The organism is Brevibacterium sp. 'Marine', assembly GCF_012844365.1.
In the GTDB taxonomy this organism is placed as follows: domain Bacteria; phylum Actinomycetota; class Actinomycetes; order Actinomycetales; family Brevibacteriaceae; genus Brevibacterium.
In genome coordinates, this window is the sequence record NZ_CP051626.1 from 2,125,246 (window position 1) to 2,143,351 (window position 18,106).

At 65.5% G+C, this 18,106-nt stretch carries 16 protein-coding genes; 4 read left to right on the top strand and 12 right to left on the bottom strand.

Annotated elements, in window-relative coordinates; translation table 11 throughout:
* Positions 1–152 precede the first annotated feature (152 nt).
* From HF684_RS09650 to HF684_RS09675, 6 genes are all read right to left on the bottom strand, one after another.
* Positions 153–1,187, bottom strand: coding sequence for a homoserine O-acetyltransferase (locus tag HF684_RS09650; protein ID WP_169252292.1), 1,035 nt, complete (start codon positions 1,185–1,187; stop codon positions 153–155).
* Between the two features lies 1 nt (position 1,188).
* Positions 1,189–2,511 (bottom strand): PLP-dependent transferase, encoded by a 1,323-nt coding sequence (locus HF684_RS09655; protein ID WP_169252293.1) that lies wholly within the window; start codon positions 2,509–2,511, stop codon positions 1,189–1,191.
* Positions 2,512–2,681: 170 nt separating this feature from the next.
* Positions 2,682–6,101, bottom strand: coding sequence for an error-prone DNA polymerase (locus tag HF684_RS09660; RefSeq protein WP_169252294.1), 3,420 nt, complete (start codon positions 6,099–6,101; stop codon positions 2,682–2,684).
* 47 nt (positions 6,102–6,148) lie between these two features.
* Complete coding sequence (locus HF684_RS09665) at positions 6,149–7,774, bottom strand: DNA polymerase Y family protein (RefSeq protein WP_169252295.1); 1,626 nt, start codon at positions 7,772–7,774, stop codon at positions 6,149–6,151.
* Complete coding sequence (locus tag HF684_RS09670; protein WP_248278866.1) at positions 7,764–8,582, bottom strand: DNA recombination/repair protein RecA; 819 nt, start codon at positions 8,580–8,582, stop codon at positions 7,764–7,766. Before HF684_RS09670 ends, HF684_RS09665 begins: the two co-directional genes overlap by 11 nt.
* 39 nt (positions 8,583–8,621) lie before the next feature.
* Positions 8,622–10,277, bottom strand: coding sequence for an HNH endonuclease signature motif containing protein (locus HF684_RS09675; RefSeq protein ID WP_169252296.1), 1,656 nt, complete (start codon positions 10,275–10,277; stop codon positions 8,622–8,624).
* Positions 10,278–10,524: 247 nt separating this feature from the next.
* On the opposite strand from HF684_RS09675, the gene HF684_RS09680 reads away from it, so the two are divergent.
* From HF684_RS09680 to HF684_RS09690, 3 genes are read left to right on the top strand one after another with little or no spacing between them, the layout of a single operon-like run.
* Positions 10,525–11,193 (top strand): class I SAM-dependent methyltransferase, encoded by a 669-nt coding sequence (locus tag HF684_RS09680; RefSeq protein ID WP_169252297.1) that lies wholly within the window; start codon positions 10,525–10,527, stop codon positions 11,191–11,193.
* Between the two features lie 38 nt (positions 11,194–11,231).
* Positions 11,232–11,696, top strand: coding sequence for a tRNA (cytidine(34)-2'-O)-methyltransferase (locus HF684_RS09685; protein WP_169252298.1), 465 nt, complete (start codon positions 11,232–11,234; stop codon positions 11,694–11,696).
* A gap of 45 nt (positions 11,697–11,741) precedes the next feature.
* On the top strand, positions 11,742–12,566 hold the full coding sequence (locus HF684_RS09690) for a PfkB family carbohydrate kinase (RefSeq protein WP_101555989.1): 825 nt from the start codon (positions 11,742–11,744) through the stop codon (positions 12,564–12,566).
* Positions 12,567–12,718: 152 nt separating this feature from the next.
* Here HF684_RS09690 and HF684_RS09695 read toward each other — a convergent pair whose 3' ends face one another.
* Positions 12,719–12,973, bottom strand: coding sequence for a type B 50S ribosomal protein L31 (locus HF684_RS09695; protein WP_009375892.1), 255 nt, complete (start codon positions 12,971–12,973; stop codon positions 12,719–12,721).
* A gap of 177 nt (positions 12,974–13,150) precedes the next feature.
* On the opposite strand from HF684_RS09695, the gene HF684_RS09700 reads away from it, so the two are divergent.
* Complete coding sequence (locus HF684_RS09700) at positions 13,151–13,702, top strand: YbaK/EbsC family protein (RefSeq protein WP_169252299.1); 552 nt, start codon at positions 13,151–13,153, stop codon at positions 13,700–13,702.
* Positions 13,703–13,783: 81 nt separating this feature from the next.
* On the opposite strand, the gene HF684_RS09705 is transcribed toward HF684_RS09700, so the two are convergent.
* The 5 genes from HF684_RS09705 to HF684_RS09725 all read right to left on the bottom strand — a co-directional run bounded on the left by HF684_RS09705 (position 13,784) and on the right by HF684_RS09725 (position 18,099).
* Entirely contained in the window at positions 13,784–14,554 is a 771-nt protein-coding gene (locus HF684_RS09705) for a phosphatase (protein ID WP_248278867.1), read from the bottom strand.
* 32 nt (positions 14,555–14,586) lie between these two features.
* Positions 14,587–15,534 carry a virulence protein RhuM/Fic/DOC family protein gene (locus tag HF684_RS09710; RefSeq protein WP_169252301.1) on the bottom strand — a complete coding sequence of 316 codons (948 nt, stop codon included), beginning with the start codon at positions 15,532–15,534 and terminating at the stop codon, positions 14,587–14,589.
* Between the two features lie 33 nt (positions 15,535–15,567).
* Positions 15,568–16,332: an RNA methyltransferase gene (locus HF684_RS09715; RefSeq protein ID WP_169253858.1), complete on the bottom strand. Its 765-nt coding sequence runs from the start codon at positions 16,330–16,332 to the stop codon at positions 15,568–15,570.
* Positions 16,333–16,474: 142 nt separating this feature from the next.
* Complete coding sequence (locus HF684_RS09720; protein WP_169252302.1) at positions 16,475–17,311, bottom strand: sulfite exporter TauE/SafE family protein; 837 nt, start codon at positions 17,309–17,311, stop codon at positions 16,475–16,477.
* A 2-nt stretch (positions 17,312–17,313) separates the two neighbouring features.
* Complete coding sequence (locus HF684_RS09725; RefSeq protein ID WP_025778409.1) at positions 17,314–18,099, bottom strand: ABC transporter ATP-binding protein; 786 nt, start codon at positions 18,097–18,099, stop codon at positions 17,314–17,316.
* Between the last annotated feature and the right edge of the window lie 7 nt (positions 18,100–18,106).

Here is an 18,106-nt window from a genome sequence, read left to right on the forward strand (position 1 = left end):
AGAAGACCCCCGCAGCGAACGGTCTGCGGGGGTCTTCTGGTGCTTGGGGTGAACGGTGCCTGCGGCTGTCAGTGGTCCTGTCTGACGCCTGAGATCGTCTGACGTTCCCCTCGGCCTCAGTCGGCGAGTCGGCCTCAGTCGGCGAGTCGGCCTCAGTCGGCGAGGAAGTCGGCGAGGACCGCGGAGATCTTCTCGGTCTCGGTGAGGAACCCGTCGTGGCCGACCGGGGAGTCGACGATGTGGTGTCGGACTCTTCCGGGCAGCGCCTCGGCGAGGATGCCCACCTGTTCCGGCGGGAACAGCCGATCCGAGGACACGGAGATCACGAGGTTGTCGGTGCAGGCATCGGCCAGTGCGACCGTGAGGTCGGAGGAGCGGCCGCGTCGCACATCATGGTCGCGCAGGGCACGCGTGAGCACGATGTAGCTGTGCGGGTCGAACCGGGCGGTGAGCTTCTTGGCCTGATGGTCCAGGTACGAGGTCACCTCGTAGTAGTCCTCCGAACGCATCCGACGAGAGAAGCGTTCATTGAGGTCGACATCGTTGCGATACGTCAGGTGCGCGATCTGCCGAGCCAGGCCGAGGCCATGACTGGGGAAGCTGCCGACGGCCGAATAGTCTCCGGAATAGTAGTCGGCGTCGAGTTCGATCGCGCGTTCCTGCATCATCGCCCAGGCGATCTGATCTGCTTCGCAGAAGGCCGGTGCGGCGATGACCGCGCATTTGCGGACCTTCCGACTGTCCAACAGAGCAAACTCGAGCGCTCGCGCACCCCCCATGGAGCCGCCGATGACGGCGACCCAGGAGTCGATGCCGAGGATCTGGGCGAGATTGTGCTCCAGGCGTGCCATGTCGCGGATAGTCACCCGAGGGAATCGGGAGCCGTAGGCCAGGCCGTCATCATAGGACGACTGCGGCCCGGTCGTTCCCGAGCAGCCTCCCAGGGAGTTCGCACACACCACGAAGTACTTGTCGGTGTCGATGGCCTCCCCGGGGCCGACGACACCCGCCCACCATTCGGTGACGCGGGTATCGCCGGTCAGAGCATGCTCGATGAGGATCGCATTGGACCGGTCGGCGTTGAGGGTGCCGAAGGTCTCATAGGCGATCTCGACCGTGCCGAACGTATGCCCGGAGTCCGTGCCGAAGCCCAGGATCCGTTCGACGGAAGTGCTCTGGGTGGTCATCTCAGGCCGCGGTCTGCGCCTTCGCCGCAGCCGCCGCGAAGCCCTTGTCGAGGTCGCCGATGATGTCGTCGATGCCTTCGATGCCCACTGACAGGCGCACCAGGGCCGGGTTGACTCCGGCGGCTTTCTGGGCTTCCTCGTCGAGCTGAGCGTGCGTGGTCGAGGCCGGGTGGATGACGAGCGAGCGGACGTCGCCGATGTTCGCCACCAGCGAGTGCAGTTCGAGGGCGTCGACGAAGGCCACTGCCGCGTCGTAGCCGCCGGCGATGTCGAAGGCGAGGACCGAACCCACGCCGTTCGGCAGGTACTTCTTCGCCAGACCGTTCCAGGGGCTCGACTCGAGTCCGGCGTAGGCGACGCGGTCGACCTGGCTGTGGGCCTCGAGGTAGGCGGCGACCTTGTTCGCGTTCTCCACGTGGCGTTCGATGCGCAGGCTCAGAGTCTCGATGCCCTGGGCCAGCAGGAATGCGTTCGTGGGGCTGAGCGAGGGCCCGAGGTCGCGCAGTCCCTGCACGCGGGCCTTGAGGCCGAAGGACACGTTGACGCCGAAGGCTCCCTCGGCACCGAGGTCGCGGGCGAAGACGAGTCCGTTGTAGGAAGCGTCGGGTTCGTTGAAGCCGGGGAACTTCTCCGGCGCTGCGCCGTAGTCGAAGTTGCCGCTGTCGACGAGGACTCCGGCGACGGAGTTGCCGTGGCCGCCGAGGTACTTCGTGGCGGAATGGAGGACGACGTCGGCACCGTGTTCGATCGGACGCACGAGGTAGGGGCTGGCGAGGGTGTTGTCGACGAAGAGCGGCACACCGGCATCGTGAGCGATTCCGGCGATCGCCTCGATGTCGAGGATGTCCGAGCGCGGGTTCGACACCACCTCACCGAAGAGGAGCTTCGTGTTGTCCTGGATCGCGTTCTTCCACGCCTCGTGGTCGTCGACGTCGACGAAGGTCGTTTCGATGCCGAGCTTGCGCAGGGTGACGTCGAAGAGGTTGACGGTTCCGCCGTAGAGGCTGGAGCTGGCCACGATGTGGTCACCGGCTCCGGCGACGTTCGTGATCGCGAGGAAGGCCGCAGACTGGCCCGAGGCGGTGAGGACGGCGTGGACGCCGCCCTCGAGATCGGCGATGCGGTTCTCGACGACCTCGTTCGTCGGGTTCGTCAGGCGGCTGTAGACGGGGCCGACGTCGGTCAGCGCAAAGCGTGCTGCGGCGTGGTCGACATCGTTGAACACGAACGAAGTCGTCTGATGGATCGGCAGGGCGCGGGAACCGGTGACCGGGTCGGGTACCTGTCCGGCATGGATCTGGCGGGTTTCGAATGCCTGGGTCATGGTGACTCTCCTGTGTGAGTGCGGTGGCGGTGTCGCTGGTTGAGGCGATGTGATGTGTCCACTGTCATCGACTTCGCCGGCTTGCACCCGCTGTGTGTCATGTTGGCGTCATCATGTGTCATGTTTCGTCACACCGTGTCGTGCAGCTGTCACATGTGCAGCGCCGACGATCAGCGGAAGTTCCGCGCCTTCGTCGGCAGCTGCACCTCGAGGGGGATGAGTTTGTGCGCGTAGAGGCTGACCACGTCTCCCCCGCGCTGGATGAGCCCGGTGACGACGAGGGCGTTGCGGGAGGTCGCAACCGTACGGAAGCGTTTCATCAGCCCCGCCGTGGCCACCACATTGAGCATCCCGAATTCGTCTTCGAGGTTGATGAAGGTGATGCCCGAGGCGGTCGCCGGGCGCTGCCGATGAGTGACGATCGCGGCCACCGTCATCCGGGTTCCGTCCGCCGCACGCGCCGCATCCGCAGTCGATGAGTATCCGCGGGCGCTCAGCGACTCGCGCATCATCTGTGTGGGGTAGCCGTCGACGGTGATCCCGGTGGAGAAGAGTTCGGCCAAGGTCACATCGAAGGCGTCCATGGTCGGCAGGGTCGGGGCCGAGTCCACGCTCGCCGTTCCCGGCAGCAGTCCCGGATGAGCACCGGCGACTCCCCCGGCCAGCCACAGCGCCTGCCGTCGGTCGAGGTCGAATCCGGACAGGGCTCCGGCCGTGGCCAGCGATTCCATGGCCCGCTTGCCGATTCCGGTGCGTTCGGCCAGATCCGCCACCGAGGTGAACGGTGCGTTCTCACGTTCGGTCACGATCACCTCGGCGAAGGAGCCGACATGGGCGACCGTGTCCAGTCCCAAACGGATCCCCAGCTCCCCCGCCGAGGCGGTGCCCCCTTCCCCCGCCTCGGCGACCCGTTCGAGGTCTGTGGCCGCCTGTGACCACCGGATGTCGACGGGCAGGATCGGCACCCCGTGCCGACGGGCGTCGGCGATGAGCGACTGCGGGGAGTAGAAGCCCATCGGCTGGCTGCGCAGCAGTCCGGCGGTGAAGGCCGCGTGGTGATGGTATTTGAACCAAGCAGACTGATAGACGAGGTTCGCGAAGCTGATGGCATGCGATTCGGGGAACCCGTAGTTCGCGAAGGCCGCGATGGTCGCGAAGATCGCCTCGGCAGTGTCCTCGGCGACCCCGCGAGCCAGGGCACCTGTCCGGAACTTCTCCGCGAGTTCGGCCATCCGCTTCTCAGACCGGCGTGAGCCCATGGCCTGCCGCAGCCGGTCGGCATCGGCCCCGGTGAACCCGCCGACGTCGATGGCCATCTGCATGAGCTGCTCCTGGAACAGCGGCACCCCATAGGTCTTGGCCAGGGACTTCTCCAACAGCGGGTGGAGGTATTCGACCTCATCGAGGCCCTGCCTACGACGGATGTAGGGATGGACGGAGCCGCCCTGGATGGGGCCGGGGCGGATGAGCGCGACCTGCACGGCCAGATCGTAGAACGTCTCCGGCCGCAGCCGGGGCAGAGTCGCCAGCTGGGCGCGGGATTCGACCTGGAAGACCCCGATCGCGTCGGCACGGCAGAGCATCTCGTAGACGGCTGCGTCGTCGTCATCGATCTCCGCTCGGTCGATGAGGACCCCGGTGTGTCGGTGGACGAGTCCGACCATCTCGTGCAGGGCGGTGAGCATGCCCAGACCGAGCAGGTCGAACTTGACCAGATCCATGGCCGCGCAGTCGTCCTTGTCCCATTGGACGACGGTGCGGTGGCCCATCGTCGCCTTCTCGATCGGCACGACTTCGCCGATGGCACGGTCGGCCAGGATCATCCCACCGGAGTGGATGCCCAGATGGCGCGGTGAGCCGAGCAGATCCTCGGCGACCTTGAGCACCGGGGCGGGCACCGGGGAGTCCTCGGCATCAGGCAGGCTCGACCACCGGTTGCTCGACTTCGAGAACGCGTCCTGCTGTCCGGGGGCGTAGCCGAGGCTGAAGGCGGCGTCCCGGATGGCCGATTTCGCCCGGTAGGTGATGACATTGGCGACCTGGGCGGCGCGGTCGCGGCCGAAATGGTCGTAGACGTATTGGATGACCTCTTCGCGGCGGCCGGATTCGATGTCGATGTCGATGTCCGGGTACCCCTTGCGGTCCGGGGACAGGAACCGGTCGAAGAGCAGTCCGTGTTTGACGGCGTCGACGGCGGTGATGCCCAGAACGAAGCAGACCGCGGAGTTCGCCGCCGATCCCCGCCCTTGGCAGAAGATGCCCATATGGCGGCAGAATTCGGTGATGTCGAAGACGATGAGGAAGTATCCGCAGAACCCCAGCTGCGCGATCATGTCCATCTCCCGGTCCAGCTGCTCCCAAGCTCGGGGGTTCTCGGCTCTCGTTCCGTAGCGGTGCCGTCCGCGTTCGGCGATGAGGCCGCGCAGATACGTCTCCCCTTCGGTCTCATCGGGCATCGGCGCCTTCGGCAGGTCGGGGCGGGCCGAGGAGAGGACGAAGGAGCAGTCCCGACCGATCCGCACCGCATTGTCCAGAGCCTGCCGAGGGAAGCGTGCGAGCATCTCCTCCCCGGTGTGGATGCGTGCGCTCGCCGTCGCCGGCAGCCACCCGGCCAGTTCATCCAGCGAGAGCCGCGACCGCACCGAGGCCCTCACCTGCGCGGACTTCCATTGGGCGCGGGTGGCGAAGTGGACGGCGTTGCTGGCCATGATCGGCAGTCCCGTCCGCTGGGCCAGATCGCCGAGGTGGCGCAGCCTCTCGTCGTCATCCGGGGTTCCGTCTCGGCTGAGTTCGACGGCGACTCGGTCGGGTCCGAAGAGTGCGGTGAGTTCGCGCAGAGCGCTGAGCCCGCCGTCGTCGTCGCCCAACGCTCGTCGCAGCGGTCCCTTGCGGCAGCCGGTCAGGATCATCCAGTCTCCGTCCTCGGCCGCGAGTTCGTCGAGGTCGAAGAGCGGACGGTTCTTCTCACCGCGCAGGTTCGCCTCGGTGATGATCTGAGAGAGCTGGTGGTAGCCCTCGACGCTGCGGGCGAGGACGAGCAGGTGGGTGGCATCGGGGTCGGTCTGTCCTGGGATCTTCTCGGCCAGCCCCACGGACAGTTCGGAGCCGAACACGGTGTCCAGCCCCACCTCGGCGGCGGCATGGGCGAAGCGGACGGCTCCGTAGAGTCCGTTGTGGTCGGTCAGCGCCAGAGAGCTCAGCCCGGCGGCGGCACCGGCTGCCACGAGCTCTTCGGGGTCGGAGGCTCCGTCGAGGAAGCTGAACTGGGAATGCACATGCAGCTCCGCCCAGTCCACGCCGCTCTGACGCAGCAGTCCCGGTCCGCTGCCGATCCCCTGAGCGCTGCCGGCGCCTGTCGGCTCCTGATAGCGGCCGCGTCCGTCCGAACCGCCGGGGCCGACCGAGACTTGGTAACGGTCGGGGCGGGAGAACGCCGGGGCATCGGAGCCGTCGGCATGCTTGTCGACAGGCTGTTTTCCTGCCGGGTTCTCGCCAGCAGGCTGTTTGTCCGCCGGGGAGGACGGGATGTCCTTGCCTTCGAGGCGGCGCGCCAGCTTCGACCACGGTGTGCGCGGGTTCGAGAATCCCATCGGGACCTCCTCCTCTCAGATGGGGTCGTTGGTCAGCAGGTTGCCCGTCAGCGGTAACGGCCGGTGAGGTACCACTGACCGTGCTCTTTGCTCAGCAGAAGGGCACGGCCGGCATCGGTGACCACCTGCAGCCGGGTCCGGTAGACGGCTCGGTTCGGATCCCACCACCCGGATTCGATGGGCCAGGAACCGGAGTAGTCGGCGATGGCCTCGGTCTGCCCGGTGGGGAATCTGATCGTCGCCGGCACCGCCCCCAGTCCCGAGGGGCGAGCCTCCACCGGTGAGCCGTCCGCGGCGAGCACGTCGACGGCGGAATGTTCGACGGTCGTCGGACGCGGTGCGTGCAGGGCCCCGGGCCAGGGTGCGGCAGGGCTGCGCTCGGGGACGGCCGCCTGCTGCCACGGGGTCCACAGGTTCGTCTCTGCCGGGTCCCACCCGCCCTGGAGGCCCGGAACCAGGACGGCATCGGGACCGAACAGCCCCTGCAGACGCTCGAGCGTATGGGTGATCTGCCCGGTGTTCTCGTCGAACAGACTGCGCGTGGCACCGATCGGGGTGGTCAGTTCGGCTGCGATGAGACGCAGCGCGATGATGCCGTCGTCGGAGAAGTCCTCGGCATCGGGAGCCGGCTCGTCGACGATGTCGAGTTCCTGCGGGTCGGGCTGTGCCGTGCGGGGATCCGGGCCCGGACGAGAGCCCCGGCCCACTCCTGCCAGCCAGCCTTCTGCCTGCCACCGCAGACGGTCGGCGATCGCGTTCTCCTGCATGTCTTCGATCCGCCAGGTCCGGGACGAGGACTGGCCGGCCGCGGCATCGAGCTCGATCGTGATCTGGGTGCAGACAAGCCCCTGTCTGCGCACCTTGGCCAGCAGATCGGCACCGAGCTGGCGGGCGAGGAAGCCGAGGGTGTCGCTGCGGGTCGTCGGGGCATCGAGAGTGAGTTCGACGTCGAGTTGTTCACCGCGGACATGATCGGCGAGCGGGGCTCCTGCCCGCCCGGAGGCCAGGTCGTGCAGATGTCGGCCGAAGGCGCCGAAGCGTGCGTTCACGTCTTTGGTCTTCAGGCGGGCGAGGTCACCGAGGGTGCGCAGCCCCAGCTGCCAGAAGACCTCGATCAGCGCGGTCGCCTCGGCGCCGGCGTATTCCAGGGTGGTGACCGGCTGGGCGGAGAGGAAGTCCACGGTCTGCCCGGGTTCGACCCGGCGCGCCTGCCCGGCGGCGAGGACCGCGGCGAAGACGGTGTCGGCGATTCCGGGGAAGAACTCCCACCCGGTGTCATCGACGAGAGCCGAGACCAGTGTCTCGACGGCATCGGCTTCGTCGGTGTAGCCGTGTCTGAGCGAGTCAAGAGGGAGCGCCAATGTTCCCGGGCTGAGCAGGGTGAACCGGGCGACGAGGTTGTCGAGGGCACCGACCCCGGCACTGAAATGTCGGTTGTCCGCCTCTTCGTCCCAGACCGCGACGTGGGCTTCCGGACAGCGGTATCCCACGGCGCGTTTGTTGTTTCCGGCGGTGATGCCGGCGGAACGGGCCGGAGCATTGGCGGCGATGACCTTGCCGGCATGGAGGACTGCGACAGGGCAGCCCGGTGCGATGTCGTGTTCGACCGCTGCGGCCACCGCCGGCCAGTCGGGCACGGTGAGCACGAGGGTGCGGCCGGACTCATCCGACATGGCTGATCACCTGCCGCAGCTGTGTGATCGTCGACCACCGAGGATCGTCGGCTGTATCCGTGCCCGGATCTGTGCCCATGTCCGGATCTGTGTCCGGGCTTGTGGCCGGGACAGTGCGTGCTTCGGCTGCAGCGTTCGCAGTCCCTGCGGGGACGCCGCCTGTCACGACTTCCAGCGTCCCTGCGGGGACGCTGGCGGGAGTTCCCGACGGCCCGGGCAGCAGGAACCGGTGGCTTCCCGTCTGCGACCGGGCACGTACGAGGCAGGACTGCAGGCGTCCGCGGCCGTGTTCGGCACCCGACCAGCGGGTGTCGGTGATCTCGATCTGCTCTGTGCTGCCGGACACGGGACGGAGGCTGATGAGGCTCATCCGTCGTTCGCGGATCTTCGCCAGGAGTCGGGCCCGTTCCGAAGCGCTCGGGGCGAAGCCGGGGTCGACGAGGATGATGTCGAAGGATTCGATGAGGATCGAAGCCACTCGCAGCCAGTCCTCGCCGGGGGTCGCGAGGTTGACGAAATGGTCGAGGTCGACGCCGAGGTCGGCGATCGAGGACACGGCCGGTTCGCCGAGCCCGATGCCGGCGCACCACTTCTGCTCCCGGGTCGCCGCAGCGATCGCCGCCAGGCCGCAGCTCAGCGACAGCTCACCGGTGACGGTGACGAGTTCGCCGCGCGGCAGACCGCCGCGCCGGAACAGCGGAGAGAGCACAGGATCCACCGGATGGGGTGGGATCTTATCGAACAGCGCCGCAGCCGTGGAGACCCCCGTCTCCCGACTGAGCTGTTCGATGACCGGTGCTGCTGACATGACATCCATTATCGAACTGGTGTTCTAAATTGGCAAGATTCAGACAACAGCTCTGCCCTCCCGGTCGTGTCGCCATTCGGCTTCGAACATCCATGCGATACAGAGGCCGAGGTCAAAGCCGTAACCGCCGCCGACGGTGCCGGGATCGGCCGCTTTCGTGATCTTCTTGACCTCGGCGACGCGAACCGCGGTATTGAACATCATCCGCCCCCTCACCCGACTTTCCAGCGGAAGCAGCTGGGAACCGTCGGGCATGTAGAAGGCAAAGGCAGCGGGACCGCGCATCGCTCCGGCGAAATCCGCTCCGGTGCGTTCGATGCGCAGCTGGTATTTGTGCACCACGGTGTGATGTCGGCGACAGAGCAGGATGAGATTGTCCATATCGGTCCTCCCACCCTGCGACCAGGGACGGATATGGTGGGCATCGCATCGCCTGCGGGCTCGGCAGCCGGGGAATTGGCAGCAGACATCACGCACACTCAGCGCCATTCGCTGTCGTCTGCTCACCAGACGCTTCGAGCGCCCGAGCATGAGGACGTCGCCTCCGGCATCCTTGACCGCCCCGCTGATCAGCGCCTCACAGCTCAGGCGCTCCGCCGTCGCCGCGGTGATGCCGCCGAACCCTTCGATCCGGCAGGTCGTATCCGCCCGTCCGCCCGACGTCCCCGCGGGGACGCTTCCCTCGGCTCCTTCCGCACGGTCTGACCCAATCCCCTCTTCTGCCGGACCGTCCGATTCGCCTTTCGTCCCCGCGGGGACGCCTGCGTCGGCCGCTGGTCTTGCGGGGATACTGAGCAGAGGTGGCTTGAACGCGGGCGCGGCTTCCACCGTGGCTCCGCTGCGAGTGATCACCTCGGCGGAGGCATGGACGAGCAGCCGGGCACGATCGGCGTCGATCGAACCCGCGGGCTCGGCACGGGGGAAGGCGTGGATGATCTCCATCAGGCACATGACCTGGGAGACCGGCTCATAAGGAGCCTCGTCCACTGTGTCGCCTTCGCCCGCAGCCCCCTCCTCAGCGGAACCACCGTCATGGACGGGACGCTCGAGAACCTGGCGGGCGGCGTCGAGCATCGCGGCGATCTCTGCGGCATCGTCTTCCTCGAGTTCGATCGTGATCCGGGTCCGACCGGGTGCCACCTGACGCATGTTCACACTGTCCTCAGCCAGGTACAGCGGGAACGGGCCGTTGTCGATCTTGTCGGCCAGCTGCTGGTAGTTCTGCGAGATCCGGCTGATCTGGCTGCCGGTGGCAAGGGTGGCCAGACGCAGCGCCTCATCGTCGCCGATCCGCTCCCCCAGTCGGGTCACTTCCCTCACCTTTGAGAAGCTGACATCACCGCCCGCCAGACTCTTCTTCACCTTCGGCATCTCCCGCAGCGCCCTCATCACGCGAACATACTCGCGAGCCGTGTGCATGCTCACCGACGCCACATGCATCACCCACTCGGTCAGGGTCTTCACACCGACCCATTCCGTCCACAGTCCCCGCCTCTCGACCTCGTCGATGAGGGTGATGACGCGAGCGTGGCAGAAGGAGATGCATGAGATGTTGCGCCGGATATCCGTCACGATCTGCTCACAGGTGAGGGTGCTGGGGTCCACATCGGCGTCAGCCCCTCCATAGTCCTTCGGATCGACACTCAGCCCTGCGAGGTCGGCCGCCTCCGCTGCAATCGGCTCATCGTCTCTCATGGTGCTCCCCTCCCGCGGCCCGTCGGCCCTCCGGTCCGGCGATCCCCATGACCACCAACCGTGCCTCCACTCTAGGGCTCGGCACTGACACGAGAATTCGATCGAAGGCAATCTTCAGAAATGAATCACCGCTGAGATTCGATTGAGTTTCGTTTCTGCAGGTGACCAAGCCTAACCACATGTGTCCCGAAGACTGCCGAACTGGCTCTTGCCTGCCGTGTCAGCGCCGACGGGTAAGGTGACGGTCATGACTGACGAAGCCCGCACCCGCGAAGCGGCCACGCGTGATTCCTATGATGCGATCGCCCGAACCTACACGGACTGGGTCGCCGACGAGCTCACTGCGAAACCTCATGACCGAGCCGTGCTCGGGGCGTTCTCCGAGCTCGTCCTCGGCACCGGCTCAGCGGAGGTCCTCGATATAGGCTGCGGGCCCGGTCGCATCACTACGTTCCTCGGCGCCCTTGGGCTGGAACCGCGCGGACTCGACCTCTCCCCTGCCATGATCGAACTCGCGAAGGGCCTCTATCCGACCCATCAGTTCGACGTCGGGTCGATGACCGCTCTGCCCTATGCCGATGTGTCCTTCTCCGGTCTCGTCGCCTGGTACTCGACCATCCACGTCCCCGGGGATGCGCTTGCCCTCGCCTTCGCCGAGGCGGCCCGTGTCCTGCGTCCGGGAGGCTGGTTCCAGCTGGCGTTTCAGCTCGGCGACCGGGTCGATCACTTCTCCGATCTCGCCGGCTTCGACGTCGACCTCGACTTCCACCGCCGTTCGATCGATGACGTTCTCACCGCCCTCGAACCGCATGGTTTCACCCCTGCCGCCCGTCTCGAACGAGAACCCGACCGGGCCGGCCGCTTCCCGGAGGCGACCAGGCAGGGCTACCTCCTCGTCCGCCGGGACAGCCGATGAGGTCCTTCCCTGGAAAGAGGTGAGAAGATGAGAGGGATATGAATATCGACATCGTCTTCCACACTCCCGAGATCCCCGGCAACACCGGAAATGCCATCCGGCTCGCCGCGGTCACCGGAGCCCATCTCCATCTCGTCGAGCCCCTCGGCTTCGACCTCTCCGACGCGAAGCTGCGCCGAGCCGGTCTCGACTATCACGACCTCGCCCATGTCACCGTCCATCCATCGATCGACGTGCTCTGGAGCCACCTCGGTGAGCGTCGGGTGATCGCGTTCAGCACGCATACGGACAATTCCTTCGCCGAGGTGGAGTACCAAGACGGAGACGTCCTCCTCTTCGGACGCGAGTCGACGGGACTGCCCGACGAGGTCGTCACCGACGACCATGTCGATATGACGGTGCGGATCCCGATGCTGCCGGCACGCCGTTCGCTCAACCTGGCGAATTCGGCATCCATCGCCATCTACGAAGCCTGGCGCCAACACGGCTACACGGGCGCCTGAACCCGCGTAGAATTCTTCGCGAACGCTTTACCTGAAAGGACCACTATGACCGCAAAGGTGCTCACCGTCGCCGGATCCGATGTCTCCGGAGGAGCCGGACTCGAAGCCGATCTGAAGATGTTCGACGAATACGGTGCCTTCGGCACTGCCGTCGTCACCTGCATCGTCACTTTCGATCCCAATGACGGATTCGCCCACGTCCTCGAATTCATCGAACCCGAGGTCGTCAACCGCCAGCTCGAGTCGACGCTGGCCGTGCACGAATTCACCGCCATCAAGTCCGGAATGCTCGGCTCCGTCGACTCGGCACTGGTCCTCGCCGAAGAACTCAAGACCAATGATCTGCCGTACGTCTTCGATCCTGTGCTCGTGTGCAAGGGCGCAGGCACCATGGTCGATCTCAAGGATCTCTTCGTCGAGAACCTCGTGCCCCTGGCCACCGTCGTCACCCCGAATCTCGAAGAGGCCGCCACTCTGGCCGGGGTCGACCCCATCGACTCCGTCGAGGGCATGATCGAGGCCGCGAAGATCATCCATGGGCAGGGCGCGAAGAACGTCGTCGTCAAGGGCGGGGCGCGCCTCGCCGGAGACGATGCCATCGACATCCTCTTCGACGGTGAGACCGTGACGACTCTGCGCTCGCGCAAGGTCAATGACAAGCTCGTCAACGGGGCAGGCTGCTCGTTCGCCTCCTCGATCGCGGCGGGCATCGCCACCGGTCTGGACATCAAGGACGCCGTCGTCTCCGCCAAGGAGAAGGTCGCACACGGAATCGCGAACTGCCTCGACAATGCCACCGGAGTCGCCTCGCTCTACCACCCGGCGGCACGGGTGAGCCCCTCCTCCGAGGTCTCAGTCACCGTCGACTGATCACCGGTGCTTCGGTTGCGTCCCCGCGAGGACGCACCCAGTCACAGTCGGGACGTCGCATCAGAGTCAGTCGACCTGCAGACAGCAGATTGCCCCGCACACCGATTCGGTGTGCGGGGCAATCTGTATGAAGCAGTTGGAAACTCCCGAGATCAGCGCTTGCCGAAGCCCTTGTAGCGGTCCTTGAACTTCTCCACGCGGCCGGCGGAGTCGAGGATGCGCTGCTTGCCCGTGTAGAACGGGTGCGAAGCGGACGAGATCTCGACGTCGATCACGGGGTAGGTGTTGCCGTCTTCCCACTCGATGGTCTTGTCGCTCTTAGCGGTGGAGCGGGTGAGGAACTTGGTGCCGGAAGCCAGATCGTTGAACACGATCGGTGCGTATTCCGGGTGGATGTCCTTCTTCATTTTCTTACCTCTGCTGAATTCTTTCAGGCGCCTGATATGAGTTGAACTCATCTGCCAGTGCCCGAATTCGTCTGCTGGACACGCTCCGAACCGTAGGAACCGGACACGGAGCGACAATCGATTCTAACTGATGGGCCCGGACAAAGCGATTCGACACGGATCTCCTAAACTGTGGCCATGACCACGAAACAGCGCCTCTCCGCTCAGTTCACTCTCCAGCCCGCCGCCACTGCTCCGGAGCTCATGGCAGAGTCGACGGCCGCCGCCCTGCCGACGGTCTCCGGCGAGGTCGACGTCTTCGCCATCGATCCCCAGATCGCAGACACCGCGGCTCTCCTCGATGCCACGGATCTGCCCCCGGCCACCTCGGCGAACTGCGTCCTCGTCGCCGGTTCACGGGGCGGTGAGGAGCGCATCGCCGCGTGCATGGTGCTCGCGAACACCCGCGCCGATGTCAACAAACGGGTCAAGAAGCTCCTCGACGTCCGCAAGGCATCGTTCCTCCCGCTCGAGCGCGCCGTGGACGAATCCGGGATGGAGTACGGCGGCATCGGACCGATCGGCCTGCCGGAGAACTACCGGGTGCTCATCGATTCCCGCGTCGCCGCGGCCGAGGAGCTCATCATCGGTTCCGGTATCCGCGGCTCCAAGCTGATACTCTCCGGCTCCGCCCTCGCGTCTCTGCCCGGCGCCGAGGTGATCGAGGACCTGGCCACCGAGATCGGCTGACCGAGTCGCTCGGTCTGGCATCGACAGTCGGTCGAGCACCGCCTGTCGGTCCGATGCTCCCCGTCTGCCGAGCGCTGCTCGTCAGCTCAGTCCCGCACGCTCGATGACGTAGTCGATGAGTGGGGCATAGAGGTTCGGGACGACGTCGTCGTCGAGCGGGATGGTCGCTTCGATCTGCCCCTGCGCCTCGGCGACGAAGAGCGCCGGATCGTTGCAGTCGGCGTAGCCGATGGTCCGCAATCCCCTGCTCGACGCGGCTCCGGCCCACCCGTGGTCGGCAACGACGAGGTCTGGGGCGCTGCCGCCGCGGGCGGCGAAATCATCGAGCAGCGCATGCATCGGTTCGGCCAGGTGCGTGTGCGGACTGCCGCCATGCTGGTGCCAAGTCCACACATTGTTGATCTGGCGGACGTCGCCACCGATCTCCGGGACCGGAATGAAGTGGTCACGGACGTCGATGACCGCGCCCGCGTCCTTCGCCGCGTCGGCAATCGCCATATGGACGGGCAGCAGGCCCGCCGGGTGCCCGGTGGCGAAGAGGAGCCGACCTCCCGACCGTGTGACCTCACCGACAGCCTCGGCGAGCTTCTCCAGAGCGACGATGCAGGCGTCGGTGGAGATCGTGTCCACGCCTTCGACGAACTCGGGGTCGGGCCGCAGGCCGCAACGCTCAACCATGAGCGCGAACACCGAGTCGTAGTCCCAGTCGCGGGTGAGTTCGACACCGAAGTCGAATTGGCGTTCCTGGTCGAGGAACCGGTGGATGTGCGAAAGGTTGTTCTCTCTCGGGGTGGCGACCTCACCGGTGATCCGTCCGACTTCAAGAGCAAGGGCTAGGGTGCTGCGGTCCACTGGGGTCCTCTCCGTCATGACTGCGGGAATGATCACTGTCTTTCTGAGACGATCATACGGATGACGAGCGCGATCATCAGTTCCTTCTCGGAAGGTTCACTCATCGCGACCAGCAGCGTCATCGCTGCCAGCGCATTGTTGTCGACTCGCCTGTTGCCATCGGGGTCGATCAGCGCGCCGTTGCGGTCAAGGAAGGTGACGAACAGCGCCGCGGCGCTGCGCTTGTTGCCGTCGGAGAGGGGGTGGTCTTTGACGACGAAGTAGAGCAAGTGGGCCGCCTTCTCTTCGACGGTCGGATAGAGTTCGTGGTCTCCGAACCCCTGATAGATCGCCCCGATGACAGCCCCTAGAGCATCGCCTCGTTCCCTCCCCAGCAATTTATCGTCGGGAAATGCCAATGACAGTCCGCCGATGATTCTGCGTGCTTCTTCCAGGGTCAATTCCCATCCAGGCACGGAGCTCGATTTCGACGACAAGTTTCCTTCGTCATAATCTCTGAGCATGGTGAGACTCGGCAGGTACGTTGACAGTACGTCGGCAACCCCCGCAACCAATTCGTCCTGCGACCTCGTCAGCACGCTGACAATCTTTCCCAATTCTGACAACCGCCGTTGGTTGACGGCGGCTCCTTCGATCGCATAGCGATGAAGGACATCGTTTGCCCAACGGCGAAATCGCACTCCTTCCGACGACTTCACTCGAAATCCCACCGACAGGACCATGTCGAGGCTGTAGTGCTCAACCATACGTGTGACGGTTCGGGCGCCTTCTTTTTGAACTGTCGCAAATTTTGCGACAGTTGGCTCACCGTCGAGTTCCTCCCGCAGAGCGTTGTTGATATGTTTGCCGATCGTCTTCACATCACGTCCGAACAGATGCGAAAGCTGATGCCGTGTCAGCCAAACGGTATCGGAATCAGTGCGCACCTCGAGCGCGGTGTCACCGTCAGCGGTCGTATACAGCTCAATCGAATTGCTCATAATCAAACGCTAAAGTGCGCCACTGACGTAGACTCACTCTTCCTGCAGGGCGAAGCAGGTCACCGCCGAGGCGGCCGCTACGTTGAGGGAGTCCACTCCCCCGCTCATGGGGATCATCACGGTCGAGTCGCAGGCGGCGATCGTCGATCGCTTCAGTCCGTCGCCTTCGGTGCCGAAGACCACAGCAGTGCGCTCGGGTGCGGTGGCGGCGAACTCGCGCAGGCTCACCGAATCATCATCAAGCGCCAGAGCCGCCACATGGAATCCGGCGTCCTGGAGCTCTACGATCCCGCCTGGCCAGGACTCGACGCGGGTCCACGGGACTTGGAAGACCGTGCCCATCGACACGCGGATCGACCGGCGGTAGAGCGGATCGGCACACCGCGGGGTCACGAGCACGGCATCGGCGCCGAACGCGGCCGCAGAACGGAAGATGGCACCGACGTTCGTATGATCGACGATGTCCTCGATGACGACGAGGCGCCTGGCGTCGGCGAGCAGTGAGGCGACCGGGGCAAGGACAGGTCGGGCCATCGCGGCCAGCGCCCCTCGGTGGAGGTGGAATCCGGTCAGTGTTTCGACAGCGGAATCCGTGCCGATGAAGATCGGCACATCGCTTTCAGAGATGATGTCGGCCAAGTCGAACAGCCATTTCGGGCTGGTCAGGAACGACCGGGGCGACATTCCGACAGCATGAGCGCGGCGGATGATCTTCGAGGATTCGGCGATGAACAGCCCCTCGGCGGGTTCGCGCACGCTGCGCAGGGCGACATCGGTCAGCTGCGTATAGTCGCGCATCTCATCCAAGCCGCCGACGGCCAGATCCGCTTCGTCGAAGAAGCGCAGACGCTCGACGGCGATCCCGAGTTCAGCGGACCGGTCGATGACCTGCTGCCGAGTCAAGGGAGCCTTGGCCGGAGTATTCACAACGCACGTCCGTTCACAGTGTGAGGATCCTCCAGATCGCCACGAGGCCGAGGGCCACGATGACGGTGCGCAGCAGCACGGGTGAGAACTTCCGCCCGATACGGGCCCCGAAGTACCCGCCGATGAGGGAGCCGATGGCGATGCAGATGACGGCGATCCAGTTGATGCGGTCGTGGCCGACGATGATGTACGTGCTCGCCGAAACCGTATTGACGACGAGGACGAGGACGTTCTTCAGCCCATTGAGTCGCTGCAGATCATCGGGCAGCAGCAGACCGAGCAGGGCGATGAGGATGATGCCCTGGGCGGCCGCGAAGTAACCGCCGTAGATTGCGGTGAGGAAGACGACGGTGAGCACGGCGATGTACCGGCCGGTGGACAGGCGATCCCCCGCCGAGGCAGCCCGATGTTCGACCCCGGCGGCCTCGGCACGGCGCAGGGACCGGCTCTTCAGGTAGCGGGAGAGGTACGGCTGCCCCACGACCATGATCAGAGCCACGACGAGGAGGACCGGCACGATCGTCTCGAAGGCATCCTCGGGCAGGTGCAGCAGCAGATACGCCCCGGTCAGCGACCCGAGCAGAGAGGCGGGAACGAATCCGAGGATCCGCTTCCACTGTCCGCGCAGCTCTTCACGGTACCCGAACGACGAAGCGATGTTGCCGGGGATGAGCCCGACTGCGTTGCTCATCGTCGACACCACCGGCGGCACTCCGAAGGCGACGAGCGCCGGGAAGGTGATGAGCGTTCCGGAGCCGACGACGGCGTTGATGCCACCTGCCGCGATTCCGGCGACGATGACCAGGAGGATCTGCCACGGTTCGAGGCTCAGGTTCGCCAGGAACTCCATGCTCAGAGGGCGGAACGTGCGTGGTAGCGCTGACCGTCCCGGGTGAGCTTGACGTCGATGCCGAAGGTCGCCGCAAGGTTCTCCGCCGTCAGGGTCTCCTCGATCGGACCGGCGGCCAGATCGGTGCCTTCGGACAGCAGCAGCACGTGCGTGATGCCCTCCGGGATCTCCTCGACATGATGGGTGACCATGATCGTGGCCGGCGCCCACTTCGACGACAGAATCTCCGAGAGCGCACCGAGCAGCTCCTCACGCCCACCGAAATCGAGTCCGGACGCCGGCTCGTCGAGCAGCAGCAGCTCCGGGTCGGTCATGAGTGCACGCGCGATCTGCACACGCTTGCGCTCGCCCTCGGACAGCGTGCCGAAGGTGCGATCAGCCAAGTGCGTGATGTGGAACGCGGCCAGCAGATCGCGGGCGCGGTCGATGTCGTCCTGCTCGTATTCCTCCACCCAACGTCCGGTGACGCCGTAGGCGGCGGTGAGCACGGTGTCGAGGACCGCTTCGGAACTGGGAATGCGGTTGGCCAGAATCGTCGAGGCATAGCCGATGCGCGGCCGCAGTTCGAACACGTCGACGCGCCCGAGCTGCTCCTCGAGGATGCTGACCGTCCCCTTTGTCGGATGCATGCGACCGGCCGCGAGTTCGAGCAGGGTCGTCTTGCCCGCACCGTTGGGTCCGAGCACCGCCCAGTGCTCGCCTTCGGCGACGGTCAGCGAGAAATCGTCGAGGAGGAAATTGGTCCCCCGGCGCACGGACACAGAATCCAGATTCAGGACTTCACTCATATCCTCA

Coding starts and splice junctions, on each gene's coding strand:
- HF684_RS09655 (WP_169252293.1), bottom strand. CDS start 2,511: ATGACCCAGGCATTCGAAACCCGCCAGATCCATGCCGGACAGGTACCC.
- HF684_RS09695 (WP_009375892.1), bottom strand. CDS start 12,973: ATGAAGAAGGACATCCACCCGGAATACGCACCGATCGTGTTCAACGAT.
- HF684_RS09675 (WP_169252296.1), bottom strand. CDS start 10,277: ATGAGAGACGATGAGCCGATTGCAGCGGAGGCGGCCGACCTCGCAGGG.
- HF684_RS09680 (WP_169252297.1), top strand. CDS start 10,525: ATGACTGACGAAGCCCGCACCCGCGAAGCGGCCACGCGTGATTCCTAT.
- HF684_RS09715 (WP_169253858.1), bottom strand. CDS start 16,332: ATGCGCGACTATACGCAGCTGACCGATGTCGCCCTGCGCAGCGTGCGC.
- HF684_RS09720 (WP_169252302.1), bottom strand. CDS start 17,311: ATGGAGTTCCTGGCGAACCTGAGCCTCGAACCGTGGCAGATCCTCCTG.
- HF684_RS09690 (WP_101555989.1), top strand. CDS start 11,742: ATGACCGCAAAGGTGCTCACCGTCGCCGGATCCGATGTCTCCGGAGGA.
- HF684_RS09670 (WP_248278866.1), bottom strand. CDS start 8,582: ATGTCAGCAGCACCGGTCATCGAACAGCTCAGTCGGGAGACGGGGGTC.
- HF684_RS09700 (WP_169252299.1), top strand. CDS start 13,151: ATGACCACGAAACAGCGCCTCTCCGCTCAGTTCACTCTCCAGCCCGCC.
- HF684_RS09710 (WP_169252301.1), bottom strand. CDS start 15,534: ATGAGCAATTCGATTGAGCTGTATACGACCGCTGACGGTGACACCGCG.
- HF684_RS09665 (WP_169252295.1), bottom strand. CDS start 7,774: ATGTCGGATGAGTCCGGCCGCACCCTCGTGCTCACCGTGCCCGACTGG.
- HF684_RS09685 (WP_169252298.1), top strand. CDS start 11,232: ATGAATATCGACATCGTCTTCCACACTCCCGAGATCCCCGGCAACACC.
- HF684_RS09660 (WP_169252294.1), bottom strand. CDS start 6,101: ATGGGATTCTCGAACCCGCGCACACCGTGGTCGAAGCTGGCGCGCCGC.
- HF684_RS09650 (WP_169252292.1), bottom strand. CDS start 1,187: ATGACCACCCAGAGCACTTCCGTCGAACGGATCCTGGGCTTCGGCACG.
- HF684_RS09725 (WP_025778409.1), bottom strand. CDS start 18,099: ATGAGTGAAGTCCTGAATCTGGATTCTGTGTCCGTGCGCCGGGGGACC.